At 70.6% G+C, this 18,204-nt stretch carries 15 protein-coding genes and 1 tRNA gene; 12 read left to right on the top strand and 4 right to left on the bottom strand.

Annotated features, from left to right (window positions below; translation table 11 throughout):
* Positions 1–313 precede the first annotated feature (313 nt).
* The 8 genes from topA to D8Y23_RS04645 all read left to right on the top strand — a co-directional run bounded on the left by topA (position 314) and on the right by D8Y23_RS04645 (position 8,524).
* Positions 314–3,022: a type I DNA topoisomerase gene (topA, locus tag D8Y23_RS04680; protein WP_128217048.1), complete on the top strand. Its 2,709-nt coding sequence runs from the start codon at positions 314–316 to the stop codon at positions 3,020–3,022.
* Positions 3,019–3,693 carry a dTMP kinase gene (gene tmk, locus D8Y23_RS04675; protein WP_128217010.1) on the top strand — a complete coding sequence of 225 codons (675 nt, stop codon included), beginning with the start codon at positions 3,019–3,021 and terminating at the stop codon, positions 3,691–3,693. Before topA ends, tmk begins: the two co-directional genes overlap by 4 nt.
* A gap of 83 nt (positions 3,694–3,776) precedes the next feature.
* Positions 3,777–4,952 carry a DNA polymerase III subunit delta' gene (locus D8Y23_RS04670; RefSeq protein ID WP_128217009.1) on the top strand — a complete coding sequence of 392 codons (1,176 nt, stop codon included), beginning with the start codon at positions 3,777–3,779 and terminating at the stop codon, positions 4,950–4,952.
* On the top strand, positions 4,949–6,493 hold the full coding sequence (locus tag D8Y23_RS04665; protein ID WP_240663786.1) for an alpha/beta hydrolase: 1,545 nt from the start codon (positions 4,949–4,951) through the stop codon (positions 6,491–6,493). Before D8Y23_RS04670 ends, D8Y23_RS04665 begins: the two co-directional genes overlap by 4 nt.
* A gap of 60 nt (positions 6,494–6,553) precedes the next feature.
* Positions 6,554–7,219, top strand: a complete 666-nt coding sequence (gene deoC, locus D8Y23_RS04660; RefSeq protein WP_128217008.1) for a deoxyribose-phosphate aldolase — start codon at positions 6,554–6,556, stop codon at positions 7,217–7,219.
* A gap of 71 nt (positions 7,220–7,290) precedes the next feature.
* Positions 7,291–7,366: transfer RNA gene (locus D8Y23_RS04655), tRNA-Thr, on the top strand.
* Positions 7,367–7,515: 149 nt separating this feature from the next.
* Positions 7,516–7,911, top strand: coding sequence for a hypothetical protein (locus D8Y23_RS04650; protein ID WP_128217007.1), 396 nt, complete (start codon positions 7,516–7,518; stop codon positions 7,909–7,911).
* Positions 7,912–7,948: 37 nt separating this feature from the next.
* Positions 7,949–8,524, top strand: coding sequence for an isochorismatase family protein (locus tag D8Y23_RS04645; RefSeq protein WP_128217006.1), 576 nt, complete (start codon positions 7,949–7,951; stop codon positions 8,522–8,524).
* On the opposite strand, the gene D8Y23_RS04640 is transcribed toward D8Y23_RS04645, so the two are convergent.
* Both D8Y23_RS04640 and D8Y23_RS04635 read right to left on the bottom strand, forming a co-directional pair.
* Entirely contained in the window at positions 8,508–9,623 is a 1,116-nt protein-coding gene (locus tag D8Y23_RS04640; protein ID WP_240663783.1) for a sensor histidine kinase, read from the bottom strand. The genes D8Y23_RS04645 and D8Y23_RS04640 overlap by 17 nt on opposite strands.
* Before the next feature lie 117 nt (positions 9,624–9,740).
* On the bottom strand, positions 9,741–11,327 hold the full coding sequence (locus D8Y23_RS04635) for a molybdopterin-dependent oxidoreductase (RefSeq protein ID WP_128217004.1): 1,587 nt from the start codon (positions 11,325–11,327) through the stop codon (positions 9,741–9,743).
* 163 nt (positions 11,328–11,490) lie between these two features.
* Here D8Y23_RS04635 and D8Y23_RS04630 point away from each other — a divergent pair, with 163 nt between their 5' ends.
* Both D8Y23_RS04630 and D8Y23_RS04625 read left to right on the top strand, forming a co-directional pair.
* The gene (locus D8Y23_RS04630) at positions 11,491–12,534 is read left to right on the top strand and encodes a sodium:calcium antiporter (RefSeq protein WP_128217003.1); all 1,044 of its coding nucleotides are present in this window, start codon (positions 11,491–11,493) and stop codon (positions 12,532–12,534) included.
* A 100-nt stretch (positions 12,535–12,634) separates the two neighbouring features.
* On the top strand, positions 12,635–13,333 hold the full coding sequence (locus D8Y23_RS04625) for a hypothetical protein (protein ID WP_128217002.1): 699 nt from the start codon (positions 12,635–12,637) through the stop codon (positions 13,331–13,333).
* A gap of 92 nt (positions 13,334–13,425) precedes the next feature.
* Here D8Y23_RS04625 and D8Y23_RS04620 read toward each other — a convergent pair whose 3' ends face one another.
* Together D8Y23_RS04620 and D8Y23_RS04615 are read right to left on the bottom strand one after the other, a co-directional pair.
* Positions 13,426–14,151: an ABC transporter ATP-binding protein gene (locus D8Y23_RS04620; protein ID WP_240663782.1), complete on the bottom strand. Its 726-nt coding sequence runs from the start codon at positions 14,149–14,151 to the stop codon at positions 13,426–13,428.
* Positions 14,152–14,179: 28 nt separating this feature from the next.
* Positions 14,180–15,646: an ABC transporter permease gene (locus D8Y23_RS04615; protein WP_128217001.1), complete on the bottom strand. Its 1,467-nt coding sequence runs from the start codon at positions 15,644–15,646 to the stop codon at positions 14,180–14,182.
* Between the two features lie 154 nt (positions 15,647–15,800).
* Between D8Y23_RS04615 and D8Y23_RS04610 the strand changes: the two genes are divergently transcribed.
* Both D8Y23_RS04610 and D8Y23_RS04605 read left to right on the top strand, forming a co-directional pair.
* Positions 15,801–16,523 (top strand): response regulator transcription factor, encoded by a 723-nt coding sequence (locus tag D8Y23_RS04610; protein WP_128217000.1) that lies wholly within the window; start codon positions 15,801–15,803, stop codon positions 16,521–16,523.
* Positions 16,520–18,037 (top strand): sensor histidine kinase, encoded by a 1,518-nt coding sequence (locus D8Y23_RS04605; RefSeq protein ID WP_128216999.1) that lies wholly within the window; start codon positions 16,520–16,522, stop codon positions 18,035–18,037. The genes D8Y23_RS04610 and D8Y23_RS04605 overlap by 4 nt, the downstream gene beginning before the upstream one ends.
* The last annotated feature ends 167 nt before the right edge of the window (positions 18,038–18,204 follow it).

Here is an 18,204-nt window from a genome sequence, read left to right as displayed (position 1 = left end):
TGCGGCGGTCCAGGCGCAGCGCATCGCCGGGATCGCGGATGCCGCGGCCCTCGCGGCCGCCGACACCGTCAGCGGCGCGGTCACCGGTGTGCCGTGCGAGGCGGCCGCCGCCGTGGCGGAGGCAGGCGGCGTGAACCTGCGCGAATGCGATGTCGACGGCCTCATCGCCACGGTCACGGTCGGCAGCGCGTACGGTGGGATTCCGTTCGTTGCACGCTCCCGCGCGGGGCCACCCGATGTCTCGACGGCGCACGACCTCCCGGAACCCGGACAGGGAGGCGTGTGTATGGTGTGCAACGAAGAAAGGACCCCAGTGGCAAACGGCAAGAAGCTCGTCATCGTCGAGTCCCCGACGAAGATGAAGTCGATCCAGGGATACCTCGGCGATGGTTACGAGGTGCTCAGCTCGGTCGGGCATATTCGCGACCTCGCCTCCAAGAAGGAGATCCCGGCCGACAAGAAGGCGGCGTACGGCAAGTACTCCATCGACGTCGAGAACGACTTCGACCCCTACTACGTCGTCAACGACCGCAAGACCAAGACGGTCGCCGAGCTCAAGCGCGCCCTGAAGTCCGCCGACGAAGTCCTGCTTGCAACTGATGGTGACCGCGAAGGCGAAGCCATCGCGTGGCACCTGCGCGAGGTCCTCAAGCCCAAGGTCCCCGTCCGCCGCATGGTGTTCCACGAGATCACCAAGGACGCCATCCAGGACGCCGTCCACCACACCCGCGACCTCGACGAGTCGCTCGTCGACGCGCAGGAGACCCGCCGCGTCCTCGACCGCCTCTACGGCTGGGACGTGTCGCCGGTGCTCTGGCGCAAGGTCGGCTCGGGCCGCGAGGGCACCGCGCTCAGCGCGGGCCGCGTGCAGTCCGCCGCCACCCGCATGGTCGTCGAGCGCGAACGCGAGCGCATGGCGTTCGTCTCCGCCACGTACTGGGACGTCGAGGCGCTGGCATCCAAGTCGGGCTCGTCCTTCACGACGCGTCTGAACCGCCTCGACGGCGCGCCGCTCGCCCGCGGTGGCGACTATGACGACAACGGAAAGCTCAAGAAGGCCGTCGTCGTCCTCGACGAGGCCGAGGCTCGCGCGCTCGCCGCCGACATCGTCGCCGCGGCCAAGGCCACCGTCGCCAAGGTCGAGGCCAAGCCCGGCACCCGCAGCCCCCGCGCCCCCTTCACCACCTCCACCCTGCAGCAGGAGGCCGGACGCAAGCTCTCGATGAGCGCCAAGCACGCCATGGGCGTCGCGCAGCGTCTGTACGAAAAGGGCTTCATCACCTATATGCGTACCGACTCCACCGCGCTCTCGGGGCAGGCCATCAAGGCCGCGCGCGAGCAGGCGGTGGCGCTGTACGGCGACAAGGCCGTGCCGGCCAACCCGCGCGTGTACAAGAGCAAGTCGAAGAACGCGCAGGAGGCGCACGAGGCCATCCGCCCCTCGGGGGAGCACTTCCGCACGCCCGCGTCGCTGGCGTCCTCGCTCGACCGCGACGAGCAGAAGCTGTACGACCTCATCTGGAAGCGCACCGTCGCCAGCCAGATGTCGGATGCCAAGTACGAGACCACCACGGTCACCCTTGCCGTCCAGGCGGGGGAGAAGCAGGCCGAGTTCACCGCCTCGGGCACCGTCTACACCTTCAAGGGATTCCTTGAGGCCTACGAAGAGGGCAACGACGAGAAGCGCAACGACGACGACGCCGATCAGTCGCTGCCGGTCGTCGCCGTCGGTGACGAACTCGCGATCAGCGACGTCGAGCCCAAGGGGCACAGCACCTCGCCGAAGCCGCGCTACACCGAAGCCAGCCTCGTCAAGGCGCTCGAAGAGAAGGGCATCGGCCGCCCGTCGACCTTCGCCAGCATCATCGGCGTGATCCTCGACCGCGGCTACGTCACCAAGCGCGGCCAGGCGCTCGTTCCGAGCTGGCTCGCGTTCAGCGTCGTGCGACTGCTCGAACAGCACTTCGCCGACCTCGTCGACTACGACTTCACCGCCGCCCTCGAAGACGACCTGGATGCCATCGCCCGCGGCGAGCAGCGTCGCACCGAATGGCTCAAGGCCTTCTACTTCGGCTCGGAGAAGCAGGTGGGCCTCCGCCACATCGTCGAGAACCTCGGCGAGATCGACGCGCGCGAACTGAACTCGACGCGCATCACCGACACCGCCACCCTCCGCTTCGGCAAGTACGGCCCCTACCTCGAGGTCACCGAGCCCGGTGCCCCCGAGGACGCGAAGCCCCGCATCGTCAACATCCCCGAGGACCTCGCGCCCGACGAACTGACGCCCGAGAAGGCACAGGAGCTGATCGACGCGCCCGTCGCCGGCGACCGTGTGCTCGGCGAGAACCCCGAGAACGGCAAGCTCGTGGTCGTCAAGGACGGTCGTTTCGGTCCGTACGTGCAGGAAGTCGAGGCCGAGGAGCCCGAGGAGGTCGACCAGGCCACCGGTGAGGTCGTGGAAGCGCCGAAGAAGCGCGGCGCCAAGAAGGAGGCCGCGCCCAAGCCCCGCACGGCCTCGCTCTTCCGCTCGATGTCGGTCGACACCATCGACCTCGACACCGCGCTGCAGCTGCTGTCGCTGCCCCGCGTCGTCGGCGCCGACCCCGCGACGGGCGAGGAGATCACGGCGCAGAACGGGCGCTTCGGTCCCTACCTGAAGAAGGGCACCGACTCGCGGTCGCTCGACTCCGAGACGGAGATCTTCGACATCACCCTCGAAGACGCCCTCGCCAAGTACGCCGAGCCGAAGTACGGCGCCCGCCGTGCGTCGAGCGCCCTGAAGGAGTTCGAGGCCGACCCCGTCAGCGGCAAGCCGATCAAGCTCAAGGACGGCCGTTTCGGGCCGTACGTCACCGACGGCGAGACCAACGCCACGGTGCCGCGCGGCGAAGACGCGATGGCCATCACCTTCGAGCGTGCCGTCGAACTCATCGCCGACAAGCGCGCCAAGGGCCCCGCCCCCAAGCGCACCGCGGCGAAGAAGACGACGACCACGCGCAAGGCCCCGGCGAAGAAGTCGTGACCGCCGACGCCCCCCGTCCGCCGCACGCCCCCCGCGCGGCGACGGCCGGGGGCCCCGGCCTCTTCCTCACGTTCGAGGGAGGCGACGGCGCCGGCAAGACCACCCAGGCGGCGCTCCTCGAAGAATGGCTGCAGGCGCAGGGCCGCGAGATCGTCCGGACACGCGAACCCGGCGGCACCGACGTCGGCATCCGCATCCGCGACATCGTCCTGCACCACCGCGGACACATCGCCCCCCGCGCGGAAGCTCTGCTCTATGCCGCCGACCGCGCCCACCACGTCGACACCGTGGTGCAGCCCGCGATCGCCCGCGGCGACATCGTCATCCAGGACAGGTACCTCGACTCGTCCGTCGCGTACCAGGGTGCCGGCCGCGTCCTCGACGCCGACGACGTCCGCGAGCTATCGCTCTGGGCCACCGGCGGGCTCCTGCCCGACCTCACCGTCCTTCTCGACCTCGACCCGGCGTCCGCACGCGCGCGCCTCGACGCCGACGACAAGCCGTTCGATCGGCTCGAAGCAGAGAAGGCCGAGTTCCACGAACGCGTGCGGGCCGCGTTCCTGGCCCTCGCCGACGCCGAACCCGACCGTTTCCTCGTCCTGGATGCCACCGAACCCGCCGCGGCCCTGGCCGAACGCGTGCGGGAGGCCGTGGCATCCCGCCTCTCCTGAACCATCCGCCGGGCCCGTCGACACGGCCGACGCCCAGCCGATCGACAGCGGCCGTGTCGGCGGCCGCGATTAGGGTGGAACCCATGTCGGCCGCCGTGGACTCCCTCGCGCAGACCGCCGCCGCGCCCTTCCCGTGGGACGCCGTGTGGGGGCAGACCGAGGCCGTCGAGACGCTCCGCGCCGCCGCTGCCGACCCCGCGGCCCTCGCGCACGCCTGGCTCATCACCGGGCCGCCCGGCTCCGGGCGCTCGACCCTCGCCTACGCGTTCGCCGCTGCGCTCATCGCCGACCCGGGCGACGAAGCCGCCCAGCGCCAGGTGCTCGCCCGCACCCATCCCGACCTCACCGCGCTGCGGACCGAGCAGGTCGTGATCCGCATCGACGAGGCCCGTCGCCTCGTCGAGCGCGCGTCGTTCGCCCCGTCCCTCGGGCGGCACCGTGTCATCGTCGTCGAAGACGCCGACCGCATGGCCGAGCGCACCTCGAACGTCCTGCTGAAAGCGCTCGAAGAACCGCCCGAGCAGACCGTGTGGGTGCTGTGCGCACCGAGCGACGCCGACCTACTGCCCACGATCCGTTCGCGCGTACGGGTCCTGCGGCTGCGCGAACCGTCGGTCGCCGACGTGGCCTCGCTCATCGTCGAACGCACCGGCGTCCCCGCCGACGTCGCCGAAGAGTCCGCCCGCCATGCCCAACGCCACATCGGCATGGCGCAGCGCCTCGCCACCGACGACGACGCCCGCGCCCGCCGCGCCGAGACGCTGTCCGCCGTGCTCGCCGTCCGCGGCATCAGCGACGCCGTCGAGGTCGCGGGGCGGATCGTGCGTCTCGCCACCGACGACGCGAAAGCGCTCACCGCCACCCGCGACGAAGAGGAGCGGCGCAGTCTGCTGCGCACCCTGGGCGTGGCCGAGGGGGCCGCGGTCCCGCCGAGCGTCCGCGGGCAGCTCAATGCCCTGGAAGACGACCAGAAGCGCCGGGCCACCCGCAGCCTCCGAGACGGCATCGATCGCGTCCTCACCGACCTCCAGTCGCTCTTCCGCGACGTCGTCATGCTGCAGTACGGGCGCGACGGCGACCTCGTCAACGCCGAAAGGATCGACGACCTGCGCTCCCTGGCCGCCGAATGGACCCCGGCCCGCACCCTGGGCGTCCTCGATCGGATCACCGACACCCGCCGCAATCTCGAGCAGAACGCCGCACCGCTGCTCGCCCTCGAGAGCCTGCTCATCACCGTGGCGAACGGATCCGCACCGTGAGCCTGCGTCGGCGGATCGTCACCGCCGTGGCCGGAGTCGCGGCACTCGCCGTCGCCCTATCCGGATGCCTCTACGCCCAGATCCCGCCAATGGCACCCGGGGGCGGAGCGTCGCTCGCACCCCAGACCGACGGGGTCTCGGCCGAGTTGCTGCCCTACTACGGCCAGAGCCTCGACTGGGAGGAGTGCGGCACGGGCCTCGACTGCACCACCGTCACGGTTCCCCGCGACTACGCCGACCCGAGCGCGGGCGATCTCGAGCTCGCGGTCGCCCGGCACCGCGCGACCTCCGGTGCGCCGATCGGTTCGCTCCTGACCAACCCCGGCGGTCCGGGAGCAGCGGGCGTTTCGTTGATGAAGCAGGCGCTGTCGATCCTCGTCGACGACGAGCTCACCGAGGCGTACGACGTCATCGGCTTCGACCCGCGCGGGGTGGGGGAGTCCACCGCGGTCACCTGCTACGACCCTCCCGAGCTCGACGCCTACCTCTACGACATCCCGCCGGGTGCGCGCGGCAGCGACGAACGGCAGGCCGCCCTCGACCGGCGCGCCGCCGACTTCGCGAACGCCTGCCAAGCGCGCAGCGATGGCATTCTGCCCTACATCACGACAGACAACTCCGCGCGCGACATGGACGTGCTGCGTGCGGTGCTCGGAGACCCGAAGCTGAATTACCTGGGCTTTTCGTACGGCACGTTCCTCGGAGCCACGTACGCGGGGCTGTTCCCCGAGCGCGTCGGTCGCATGGTGCTCGACGGCGGCATCGACCCGACCGTCTCGGGCTCGGACACGTCGCTCCGGCAGGCCGTCGGATTCGAGGATTCGATGCGCGCCTTCATGGCCGACTGCCTGAGCACCGACGAGTGCCCCTTCGCAGGCAGCGTCGACAACGCCATGTCCGACCTGTCCGCACTCCTGGCGCGAGTCGACGCCCGCCCGATCACCGCCTCGGATGGCCGTCAGCTCGGCGGCGACACCCTCATGACGGCCATCACCGCGGCGCTCTACAGCGAAGAAAGCTGGCCCTACCTGCGATCCGCCCTCACGGACGCCGTCAACGGCCGCGCCGACGTCGCGTTCCAGCTCGCCGACTTCTACACCGGCCGCATGGGCGACACCTACGACGGCAACACGATGGAAGCGTTCGTCGCCTACAACTGCATGGACTACCCCGACGAGGGGACGGATGCCGACCTCGCCGCGTTGCAAGAGCAGCTGAATGCCGCGGCCCCCGTCGTCGCGCCCTACTGGACCGGTGGGGGCGACCCGTGCGCCGCGTGGCCCGTGCCGCCCACCGGTGTGCGCCAGGCGATCACCGCACCCGGTTCCCCGCCGATCGTCGTGATCGGGACCACCGGCGACCCGGCGACTCCCTACGAGGGCGCACAGGCTCTCGCGTCGCAGCTCTCGCAGGGTGTCCTCGTCACGAACGTCGGAGAGGGCCACCTGGGGTACAACAAGGGCAACACGTGCGTCACCGACGCGGTCGACGCCTACCTCGTCGACGGAACCGTGCCCGAGGACGGGCTCCGCTGCGGCTGAGGCCCCCGTGCGTCGCGGTCGGAACGTAGGCTTGTCGTCGTCCCCGCCCGAAGGAGCACCATGACCACGCCCGACCTGGCCGCCTACATCGACCACACTCTGCTCAAGCCCGAGGCGACCCGCGCCGACGTCGAGCGCACGATCGCCGACGCCGCCGAACTCGGCACGTACAGCGTGTGCCTGTCGCCGTCGTTCCTCCCGGTGCAGGTGCCCGAGGGGCTCAAGGTCGCGGTCGTCTGCGGGTTCCCGAGCGGCAAGCACCACGCGGAGGTCAAGGCTGCGGAAGCGGCGCTGTCGGTCGCCCAGGGTGCCGACGAGATCGACATGGTCATCGACATCGGCGCGGCGATCGAGGGCCGTTACGAGGTCGTCGAGGCCGAGATCCGTGCCGTGCGCACGGCCGTTCCCGCCCCGACCGTGCTCAAGGTCATCATCGAGTCCGCGGCGCTCTCCGACGAGGCGATCGTAGCCGTGTGCACCGCCGCCGTGGCGGCCGGGGCCGACTTCGTCAAGACCTCGACGGGATTCCACCCCGCCGGCGGCGCGAGCGTCCACGCGGTCGAGCTCATGAAGCGCACGGTCGGTGACCGCGCCGAGGTCAAGGCGTCCGGCGGCATCCGCACGCGCGCGGCGGCCGAGGAAATGATCGCCGCCGGCGCGACCCGTCTGGGGCTGTCGTCGAGCCGTGACATCCTCGCCGACCGGTCCGCCAGCGGCGACTACTGAGCCGACGCCGATTCGTCGGGTGGCCCGCGGAGCATGTAAGATCGATGATCGTGCACGCGTCAGCGGCGCGCGCCGCCTTAGCTCAGACGGCAGAGCGATTCACTCGTAATGAATAGGTCAAGGGTTCGATTCCCTTAGGCGGCTCCAGCACGACGAAAGGCCCGGGTTCTCCCGGGCCTTTCGTGTTCCTCGCCCCGGCGTCACGGCGCGGCGGGAGGATGCTCGCCCGCCCGATAGGCTGAAGCCTCCCGTCGCGCTGCGGCGCGGAGATCGCCGCCCCGCCCGCAGGAGCCACCGTGTCGAACGTCCTCGATGTCGTCATCGAGCTCTTCACGTGGGTGGGCTTGGGGGTCGGCATCCTCCTGGCCGTGGCCGCCCTCATCCTCTATGTCGCCGACGGTACCTGGGTGCCCGTGCGGGCGGTCGTGGAAGACGTCGACGGTCATCGGGTGGTCCGCTGGTTCGACGAGCACGGGGGAGTCAACGAGGCTCCGCTGTCGTCGCACGACGACGCGCGGATCGGCTCGGCCGACATGGCGGACATCTTCGCCCGGCGGGGCTCGTCGCATCGCATGCGGTTGACGCAGACGTCGCCGGTGGTGCGGTTCGTCGCCCTCCTGGCTGCGGGAGTCCTCGGCCTCGGCGTGGTCGCGTTCGCCGTTTCGATCGTTCTGCTGTTCACGCAGGGGTGACGGGCCCGGTGTCCGCGGCCGCGCGTAGGCTCGAAGCATGAGCCGGGCCCTGTTCATCGTCGACGTTCAGAACGATTTCACCGAGCGTGGCGCTCTCGGGGTCGTCGGGGGCGATGAGGTCGCCGCGCGCATCTCGCGGTACCTCGACGCGCACGCCGACGACTACGCGATCGTCGTCGCGTCGCGCGACTGGCACCACGGTGACGACGACAACGGCGGGCACTTCTCCGCTGAGCCGGATTTCGTCGACACCTGGCCCGTGCACTGCGTGGGCGGTACGTTCGGCGCCGAGTACGACGAGGTGTTCGACACCCGCCGGGTCACTCACCATCTCAAGAAGGGCCAGGGCAAGCCCGCCTACTCGCTGTTCGAAGGGGTGACCGACGACGGTCGTACCGCCGCCGGCATCCTCGACGAGCACGGCATCCGCGACATCGACGTGGTCGGGATCGCGACCGACTACTGCGTCCGTGCGTCGGCACTCGACGCACTCCGGGCCGGGCGGACGGTGCGCGTGCTGACGGATCTCATCGCCGGGGTGCACCCCGACTCGAGCGCGGCGGCTCTGGCCGAGATCGAAACGGCCGGGGCACGCCTCACTCGCTCGGCGTGAGCTCGTCGTCCGCACGGGGGATCGTGAGGGTCACGGTCGTCCCCACGCCGAGGTCGCTCGCAATCCGCAACCGTCCCCCGTGCGCGCCCACGACGTGCCGCACGCTGGCGAGTCCGATGCCGCTGCCGCCGTCGCGCGGGTCGGCCAAGCGCCCCCGCTCGCCCTCCTCCAGCACCGCCCGCAGGTCGTCGGGATGGATGCCACGACCCCGGTCGCGCACGGAGAGCGTCGCTCCTTCGTCGGTCTCGTAGACCTGGACGTCGATGACATCGTCGGAGTACTTGGCGGCGTTCTCGAGCACGTTGGCGACGGCGCGGCGGAGGCCCAGCACGTCGCCCTCGACCGGGATGGCATCCATCCGACCGAACGCCACCCGGTCGGGGGTGTCGCCGGGCAGGACGAGGGCGACGGCTCCCCGCGCGATGAGGTCCATGGTGACGCGTCGGCGTCCGCGTTCGGGGCGTGCGTTCGCGTCCGCCATGAGAGCTTGCGCCATCGCGACGAGGTGGTCGCTCGCCTCGCCGGCCAGCTGAAGGAGGCGGTGGTCGGGCGACAGCTCATCGGCGAGGAGATCGAGGTAGCCGCGCAGCGCGGTGACGGGGGAGAGCAGGTCGTGCGCGAAGGTCCGCTGGAGCGCCGCCTGCTCGTCGGCCGTCTGCTTCTCGCTGGTGAGGTCGCGCACGATCTTCACGAACCCCAGCACCGTCCCGGATTCGCTGCGGATCGCCGAGATGGTCACGCGGGCCCAGAACTCGGCGCCGTCCTTGCGCACGCGCCAACCGATGTCTTCGACGTGCCCGTCGCGCTGGGCGTCGGCGAGAAGGCGGTTCGGGAGACCGCGGCGTCGATCCTCCTCGCGGTAGAACCGCGAGAAATGCTCGCCCACGATCTCCTCCGCGGCGTAGCCCTTGATCAGTTCGGCGCCGATGTTCCACCCGCGGACGAAGCCGCCGCCGTCGAGCTTGACGATCGCGAACTGATCGACCTGTCCGTCCCAGTCCGTCGGAAGAGTGCGGCGCATGCTAACGATGGGGCGTCCCGCGTCGGTCGGCGGTCGTGCGGACGAGAACGGCGACGCGTTGTCTTCGGTCACGCTCACGCGCGCCGGCCGATGACGGGAGAAATGCTTGCTGAAGGCATGGTCCGATCATGCCCGCCGCGCCTCCGGCAAGACGGCCGCTTGACATCGGCGCATCCTGGGACGGTTCGCGCAACGTCAGCTGACGGTGACGAGCGTGCGCTGCCAGCCGCTCGACCCGTTCGGCGCGATCGCGGCCGGCTCCTGGATCTGCACGTTGCCCTGCTTGTCGGTCGCGCGGACCGTGATGTAGTGCGCCCCCGGCTGGGCGTCCCACTCCAGCACCCACTGCACCCAGGACTGGTCATTGATCGGCGTCGACAGCGTCGCCTGCTGCCATTCGCCGTCGTCGATGCTGACCTCGACGGTCTGCACACCGATCGGCTGCGCCCACGCCATCCCGGCGATGGGCACTCGTCCGGCCGGCACCGGGGTGCCGATCTTCGGTGTGTCCACGCGCGACGACATCTTGATCGGCGCCTCCGCCGAGTAACCGCGGGGCGTCCAATAGGCCTCGTCCTGGTCGAAGCGCGTGACCGTGAGCTTGGTGACCCACTTCGTCGCCGACACGTAGCCGTACAGACCGGGCACGACCATGCGCACCGGGAACCCGTGTTCGAACGGCAGCGGTTCGCCGTTCATCGCCACGGCGAAGATGGCATCCAGTCCGTCGTCCGTCAGCGACGACAGGGGAGTGGATGCCGTGTAGCCGTCGACGCTCTCGGAGAGCACCATGTCGGCGTCGGACTGCGGCCCCGCCATGCGCAGGACGTCGCGGATGGGGATGCCGGTCCAGATGGCGTTGCCCACGAGTCCGCCGCCCACCTCGTTCGAGACGCAGGTCAGGGTCACGCCGTACTCGTCGAGACCCATGTTGACGAGATCGTCGAAGCTCAGCTCGATCGGAGTGTCGACCATGCCGTCGATGCTGAGGCGCCACGTGGAGGGGTCGACATTGGGCACGGTCAGGGCCGTGTCGACGCGGTAGAAGTCGGCGTTGGGGGTGATGATCGGCGCGAGACCGGGCACGTCGAGCGACGCACCCTCGGGAACGGCGACGGTGCTGCGCACGGCCGGAAGGCGCAGCGCGTCGCGTGCCGCGGCGACCGACGCCGTGGCCGCGTTGACGACGCGTGCGCCCACGCCCACGACGACGGCGGTGGCGGCGGCGATACCCGAAAGCAGGAAGAACCCGCGGCGGTTCACGCCAGCGGCGGCAGCATCGTCCCCCGCCGCCGCGGCGTCCCAGCGACGCAGGCGCCGCACGAGGAACACCAGGAGCACCACGCCGGCCACCGTGCCGAGCACGGGGGGCAACCAGGCGAGAGCCCCGGCGCCCGCGCGCGTGATGATCGCGGCGGTCGCGAGCGCGCCGCCCACGCCCAGCAAGATCGCGCCGACCGGGCGGAACCGGTACTGCAGCACCCCGGCGACGGCGGCTGCGACCGCGGCGCCGAGCCCGACGCCGACGAGCAGGGCGATCTTGTCCGACTCGCCGAAGACCGTGATCGCGAACTCCTTGAGCGGGCGCGGCACGATGTCGACGATGAACGATCCGACCGCGAGCACGGGGCTCGCGGACCGCGCGACGAGCACGGCGAACAGCTCGGCGACGGCCAGCAGCGCGGCGGCCGAGACGAGCCCCGCCAGAGACGCCCAGAACCACCCCCGCGGACGCCGGACGGTCGTCGGCTCGTCGGTGCGGGTCGCGGTGTCGGTGGTCATGGCATCCCTCTTCCTCGTCGACGACGCACGAAGCACCGCCATCAACGGATTGTTCGGAGCGGGAGGGGGAACGGATGCCGTCCGCGGTCGGTCGTGTGTAGGCCCCGCACGACCGCGCCGCAAGTGGAGGCGTCGTCCGTCCTCCCGGAGGTCTAGTGAGCCCGTGGATTCCTTGCCCTTCGCTCTCATCGTCGTCATCTTCGTCGCGGCCGCCGCGGTGGTGTGGGTCGCGGGAATCCAGCTGTCGAAGGCGACGGACGTCCTCGACGCGCGGCTGCACCTGGGCAGTGCCCTCGGCGGGCTCATCGTCCTGGCCGTCGCCACGAACCTGCCCGAGATCGCCATCACCGTGTCGGCCGCCGTGTCGGGCAACCTCGATGCCGCGGTCGGCAACATCCTCGGCGGCATCGCCCTGCAGACGGTGGTGCTCGTCATCCTCGACGCATTCGGGAAACGGGGCCGTGGGGTGAAGCCGCTCACCTATCGCGCGGCGTCGTTGACCCTCGTGCTGGAGGGGCTTGTCGTGATCGCCGTCCTCGCGGTCGTCATCGCGGGAAGTCAGTTGCCCGACGGGCTCGAACTCCTCCACCTCACCCCCGACGTCGTGCTGATCGCAGCCCTCTGGGTGGTCGGGCTGATCCTGGTGCAGCGGGCGGGATCGCACCTTCCCTGGCATGAGGACGGCCGAGCGCCCGAAGCGACGGCGAAGCCGAAGAAGAGCGGCGGCACCAGCATGAGCACGAAGAAGGCGGCGGTCGTCTTCTCGATCGCAGCCCTCGCCACCCTCGTCGCGGGTGTCGTGCTCGAGCGCGCGGGAGACGCGGCGGCCTCGCAGATCGGACTGTCCGGCGTGCTGTTCGGTGCGACGGTGCTGGCGCTCGCGACGTCGCTTCCCGAGATCTCCACTGGTCTGCGGGCCATCCGGCAGGGCGATGACAATCTCGCCATCAGCGACATCTTCGGCGGGAACGCTTTCCTTCCGGTGCTGTTCCTCGTGGCGACCCTGATCTCGGGCTCCGCGGTGCTGCCCCGGGCGAACGCGGCCGACATCTACCTGACGGCTCTGGCGGCCCTGCTGACGCTCGTCTACGTCGTCGGCCTCATCTTCCGGCCCCAGCGGCGCATCATCGGCATGGGTGTGGACTCGTTCATCGTGCTCGCCCTGTACGCGCTCGGCATGATCGGTCTGTTCGCCGTCTCGTCCTGACCACCGCCGCGGAGTCCCTCCCTAGCGGACGAACGGTCGCCGCTACGCTGTGAGGCATTCGCCCGTGGCATCCGACCCGCCTGCGCGAGAGGAGCCCGCCGTGACCGATGTCGCTCGCTGGGCCGCGGCGCTGTCGACCCTCGTCGGACTGGGGCTCAGTCTCGGGCTGAATCCGGCGCTGTACGCGGCGACGACGAACGTGCTGGCGCAGAACACCCGTATCGCGTCGCGCATCGGCGGCATGATCGTGGGGCTGGCCCTGGGAGCGACCGCGCTGTACTTCCTGCTGCAGACATTCGACCCGACCGCGCTGGTCTCCGCGGCCGAGGAGCGCGCGTCCGCGGCCGTCCGTGACGCCCGAGTGGATGCCATCGCCGGGGCGCTCTTCCTCGTCGGTGCCGCGTCGGTCGTCGTGTGGAAGATGCGCGCGCCGGCCCGCGCGCCCCGGCCCGCAGCAGCCGCTCCGCGAACGCGCCCGTGGAGCTACGTCGCCCTCGGTCTCGCGTGCTCGGTGGTCGGCTTCACGACACTGCCCATCATGTACATGACCGGTCGGGTGACCGAGGGTCTGTCGGCCGATCCCGCTCTCCGGCTCGCCGCGTTCGCGGTGTTCCTCGCGGCTCTCGCCGCCCCCTTCGCCGGCCTGGCCGGTGCCTGGACGCTGTTCCCCTCGGCGGCGACCACGGTGAACCGCATCTACGCGCGGCTGGCTCGCACGGACCACCGTTGGCTCTACGCGGGCGTCCTCGCCGCTGTCGCTCTCACGTGCTTTGGGTTCGCGCTCGTGCCCGTGAGGTGACGGCACCGATCACGGGCGCTCCGTGAAAGACATCATGCGGCCGACGAGAGCGCGGCTGCCGGGGCGCGGACGCCACCGGCAGCCGCGCAGGGTCATTCGCGTGTGATGTCGGTGATCAGACCCTTCGCGAGACGCAGTCGCCGGCGGGCGCGCCGCGCCACGGCCGAGTCGTGCGTCACGACGACGAGCGTGAGCCCCTCGGCGTTGAGCGCGTCGAGGACGTCGAGGATCTCGTCGCGCATGTGCTCGTCGAGGTTACCGGTCGGCTCATCGGCGAGGAGCACCGTGGGCTGCTTGGCCACGGCCCGGGCGATGGCGACGCGCTGCTGCTGCCCTCCGGACAGCTCGCCGGGGCGGTGGTCGTGCCGGTCGGCGAGTCCCACGCGCGCGAGAGCGTCGGTGACCCGCCGCTTCCGCTCGTCGCGGGACAGGCCCAGAGGCTCGAGGCCCATGTCGACGTTCTCGGCCGCGGTGAGGGTGGGGATGAGGTTGAAGCCCTGGAACACGAACCCGATCTGTGCGGCACGGACCCGACCGAGCTGGGCGTTCGACGCCTCGGCGATGTCGAGGTCGCTGAGGCGGACGTTCCCCGACGTGGGGCGGTCGAGCGCGCCGAGCATCTGCAGGAGAGTGGATTTGCCTCCGCCGGTCGGCCCCTGGATGGTCACGAAGTCGCCGGCGGCGATCTCGAGGTCGATTCCCGCGAGCGCGGTCACCTCGCGCTCGCGTTGTCGATAGGTGCGGGTGACACCGGTGAGGCGGTAGGCGGTTGCGCGCGCCGCGGGGTCGGCGGTGGAGGAAGCGGCTGTCATGGTCATGATGTCTCCGATCGGGTGAGGATGCCGGTCATGCGACGGCGCGAAGGGCGGCAGCGGGGCTGAGTCGTGCGGCGCGCCAGCCACCGAAGGTGCCGGCGAGGACGCCGCCGAGGACGGCGATGCCGACCGCCGCGACGACGATGGTGGGCGTGACGGGCGCGTGGAGGACGATGTCGGTGGCCTGCGCCGCCGCCTGGCCGAAGCCGCCGGGGCGTCCCCGGCCCGGGCCACCCTGACCGGCGGGGCCTGTCGCGTCCGTGGAGGAGGCGGCGACCGAGATCGTGGGCGAAATGACGTTGACGAGAAGGATGCCGCCGAGTCCCAGGATCAGCCCCGCCGCGCCCCCGATGAGCCCCTGGACGAGCGACTCTCCGGCGACCTGTCGGACGACACGGCCGTTGGACCAACCGATCGCCTTGAGCGTGCCGAACTCCCGCGTGCGGCGGGCGACGCCCGAGAGCGTGAACAGCACCGCGAGGGCCACGGCGACCGCCAGCACGACGATGGACAGCCACGTGCCGAGGTTCGTGATCAGGGCGGACGCGCTCGAGAGCGAGCCCGAGACCGTCGAGGCGAGATCGGACTGCGAGCTCACGGTCGCGTCGGGCAGCGCGGTGGCGATCTCGCTCTGCACCGCGTCGATGGCATCCGCGGAGGTGGCCTGCACGTACACCGTCGAGACGACGTCGCCCACGCCCGCGAGCGTCTGGGCGACGTCGAGCGGAAGGTAGACGTTGGCGGCGGTGTCGGCCTCGGCGGAGGCGGAGGAGACGATGCCGACGATCTGCACCGCAGTGCCTCCCACGTCGAGGGTTCCGCCGACGGTCAGGGTGTTGCTCGTGGCGTAAGTCGCATCGACCACCGCGACATTCGTGCCCGTGTCCGAGGCGGTGAGGGCCCGCCCCTCCGAGACCGTGACGGAGGTGAGCGGCCCCACGGTCGCGGCGGGATCGACACCGAGCACGCTGAACGAATCGATGCCGAACGCGCTCCCGCCGTCCCCGCCCGGTCCCCCCGCCGGGGGCTCGCCCATGCCGCCGCCCTGGGCGCCGTCGGTCTCGGACATCGCGCTGCGGTCGGGCACCTCGCCGGTGAACGTGGTGTTCGTGAGCGACAGGGCGCCGGTGGCGGCGGTCACGTCGTCGAGTCCGGCCACGGTCGTGACGGTCGTGGCATCCAGGGTTCCGCGGAGGAAGTCGGTCATCAGACGCGACTGACTCAGGGAGGTCGTGCCGTCCTGGGTCGATCCGTCGTCGGCGCCGAAGTCGAACCGCGGGCCGCCGCCCTCGCCGGGTTCCGTCTGCGCGCCCGTCACCGTCAGGTCGGTTCCGACGCCGTACACCGACGACAGCGCCTGGGCCTGAGCGTCACGCACGCCGGCCGAGAGGGCATTGACGACGATCACCAGTGCGATCGCGACGGCCAGGCCGACGGCGACGATCACGGTCTGTTTCGTGCGGCCGGCGAGTTCGCGCCGCAGGTACGTCCAGTACATGGTTCTCCTTCCCGGCGCGAGGTGCGGCCGTCGCCCCGAAAGTAGGGACGGCGACCTCACCGAACCCTCACCGTTGCTATGAAGCGCGTATGGGGCTGGCCGGATCGGCACCGAACGCCTGCCGATCCGTGATCGACACGGCATGCTGAGGCACATGTCCGCCCCACGGCCCCCGCTGACCCGCCCCGATGGCTCTCCCGTGCGCGCCCTCGTCGTCGACGACGAGGTGAACCTCGGCGAGCTGCTCCGCATGGCCTTGACGAACCAGGGGTGGCACGTGCGATCGGCGACGAACGGACGCGAGGCGCTCGACATCATCCGCGAGTTCGAACCCGACCTTCTGGTCCTGGACGTCATGATGCCCGGCATCGACGGGGTCGAGCTGCTCACCCGCATCCGCGCCTCGGGCAACGATGCGCCGGTGCTCTTCCTGACGGCCAAGGATGCCGTGGAGGACCGCATCGCCGGGATCGCGGCAGGCGGGGACGACTACGTCACGAAGCCCTTCAACCTCGAGGAGGTCGTGCTGCGCCTGCGCGGAATGGCCCGACGGCACGTGGCCGCTGCGGCGGACGCGGACAGCCTCCTGCGGGTGGGAGACCTCACGCTCGACGAGGACGCCTACGAGGTCCAGCGTGCCGGGGTGGCGATCAGACTCACCGCGAAGGAGTTCGAGCTGCTGCGGTACCTGATGCAGAACACGAGACGGGTCGTGAGCAAGACGCAGATCCTCGACACCGTGTGGGGGTACGACTTCGGCGGCAGCAGCGGGGTGGTCGAGATCTACATCTCGTACCTGCGGCGGAAGATCGATGCCCGGAGAGAGCCGTTGATTCACACCGTGCGCGGTGTCGGATACACCATCAAGTCCTCATGATCCGCCAGCCGCTGACGCTGCAGAAGGCGCTCGTGATCGGCGCGAGCGCCCTGGTCGCGGTCGCCCTCCTGATCATGAGCGTCGCCACCGTCGCGGCGCTCCGCGCCTTCGTCTACGACCGCCTCGACGAGCAGGTGCAGGGCGGCCTGATGATCGTGGGAGGACCGCGAGGCGGCGGGCACGGGCAGTCCTCCGACACCGACGGCGGCGGGTCCGCCACCCCCGCGCCCCACCCTTCGAGCAGCACGGGCGGGTCGGTGGGTCGGGGTCCGTCCCCGCGCGTGGGCTCCCTGCAGCTCATCGTCACCGGGGACGGCAGCGCACAGGTTTCCGGCTACACGCGGTCGGATGGAACCGTGGTGGCGCTCTCGGAGGCCCAGATCGCGATCCTCCGGGCGGATGTGCCGACCGACGGGGTACCCGTCACCGCAGACATCGGGGGAGACCTCGGCGCGTTCCGCGTCGCTGCGCGCGACATCAACGGTTCGACCGTCTTCTCGGGAATCTCGCTCGCGGACTCGGCCGCGACGACGTCCGCGCTGACGACGATCCTCGTCGCGGTCGGTGCGGTGACGCTTCTCCTGGCGGTCGCGGGGTTGTCCTTGTTCGTCCGCCGGACTCTGCGTCCGCTGGACCGTGTGGCCGCCGTCGCGCAGCGGGTGTCGGAACTCTCGCTCGGCCGCGGCGACGTCGACATCCCCGACCGGGTCGCCGAGGCGGATACAGACCCTCGCACAGAAGTCGGACGGGTCGGTGCCTCACTGAACGGCCTGCTCGGACACGTCCAGGCCGCGCTCGCCGCGCGGGCGCACAGCGAGAACGAGCTGCGACGGTTCATCGCGGATGCCAGCCACGAACTGCGGACCCCTCTGGCCAGTGTGCGCGGGTACGCGCAGTTGACGCTGACCGATCCCGAGCCGATGTCGTCGACTCAGCGGCGTTCGCTCGAGCGCATCGAAGCCGAGGCCCGGCGCATGACGATGCTCGTCGAGGACCTCCTCCTGCTCGCCCGGCTCGATGCGGGGCAGGGGTTGCGCGTGGACGATGTGGAGCTACCCCTGGTCGCGGTCGACGCGGTGAGCGATGCCCAGGCCGTCGATCGGGGGCGCGAGTGGAGGCTGGACGTGGCATCCGACGATCCGTTGACCGTTCCCGGCGACGAGGACCGCCTGCGTCAAGTGGTCGCCAATCTGCTGCGCAACGCGCACACCCACACGCCGCCCGGGACCGTCGTGACGACCGCGATCCGGCGCGACGGCGACCACGCCGTGCTGAGCGTGACCGACGACGGACCCGGCATCGACCCGGTCGTCGCCGACACTCTCTTCGAGCGGTTCGCCCGGGGGGATCGAGCGCGCAATCGCGAGGCGGGGAGCACGGGACTGGGGCTCTCGATCGCGCAAGCGATCGTGCTCGCGCACGGTGGTTCGCTCGAGGTCCGCAGCCGCCCGGGACGGACGACGTTCACGGTACGGCTGCCCGCACTTCGCTCCGAGCATAACGCGGGGCTCTGAGTTCGGGGCTCTCCTCGGCCGTGACGACGGCATTCGTCGTCGATCACGTCGTGCCCCCACCACAACCGCCGTCGGTTTCCCAGCCCATCCATAAGAACGATTAGCCCGGGTAGAGTCGCCCATCCTTACCGTCGGAAATCCCCCGCCGAGCCCAGGAGACCCCCCCC

The organism is Microbacterium enclense, assembly GCF_004022425.1.
GTDB classification, from domain to species: Bacteria; Actinomycetota; Actinomycetes; order Actinomycetales; family Microbacteriaceae; genus Microbacterium; species Microbacterium enclense_A.
Note: the sequence above shows the minus strand (reverse complement) of the source record. Positions and strands in the feature narration are given on the sequence as shown.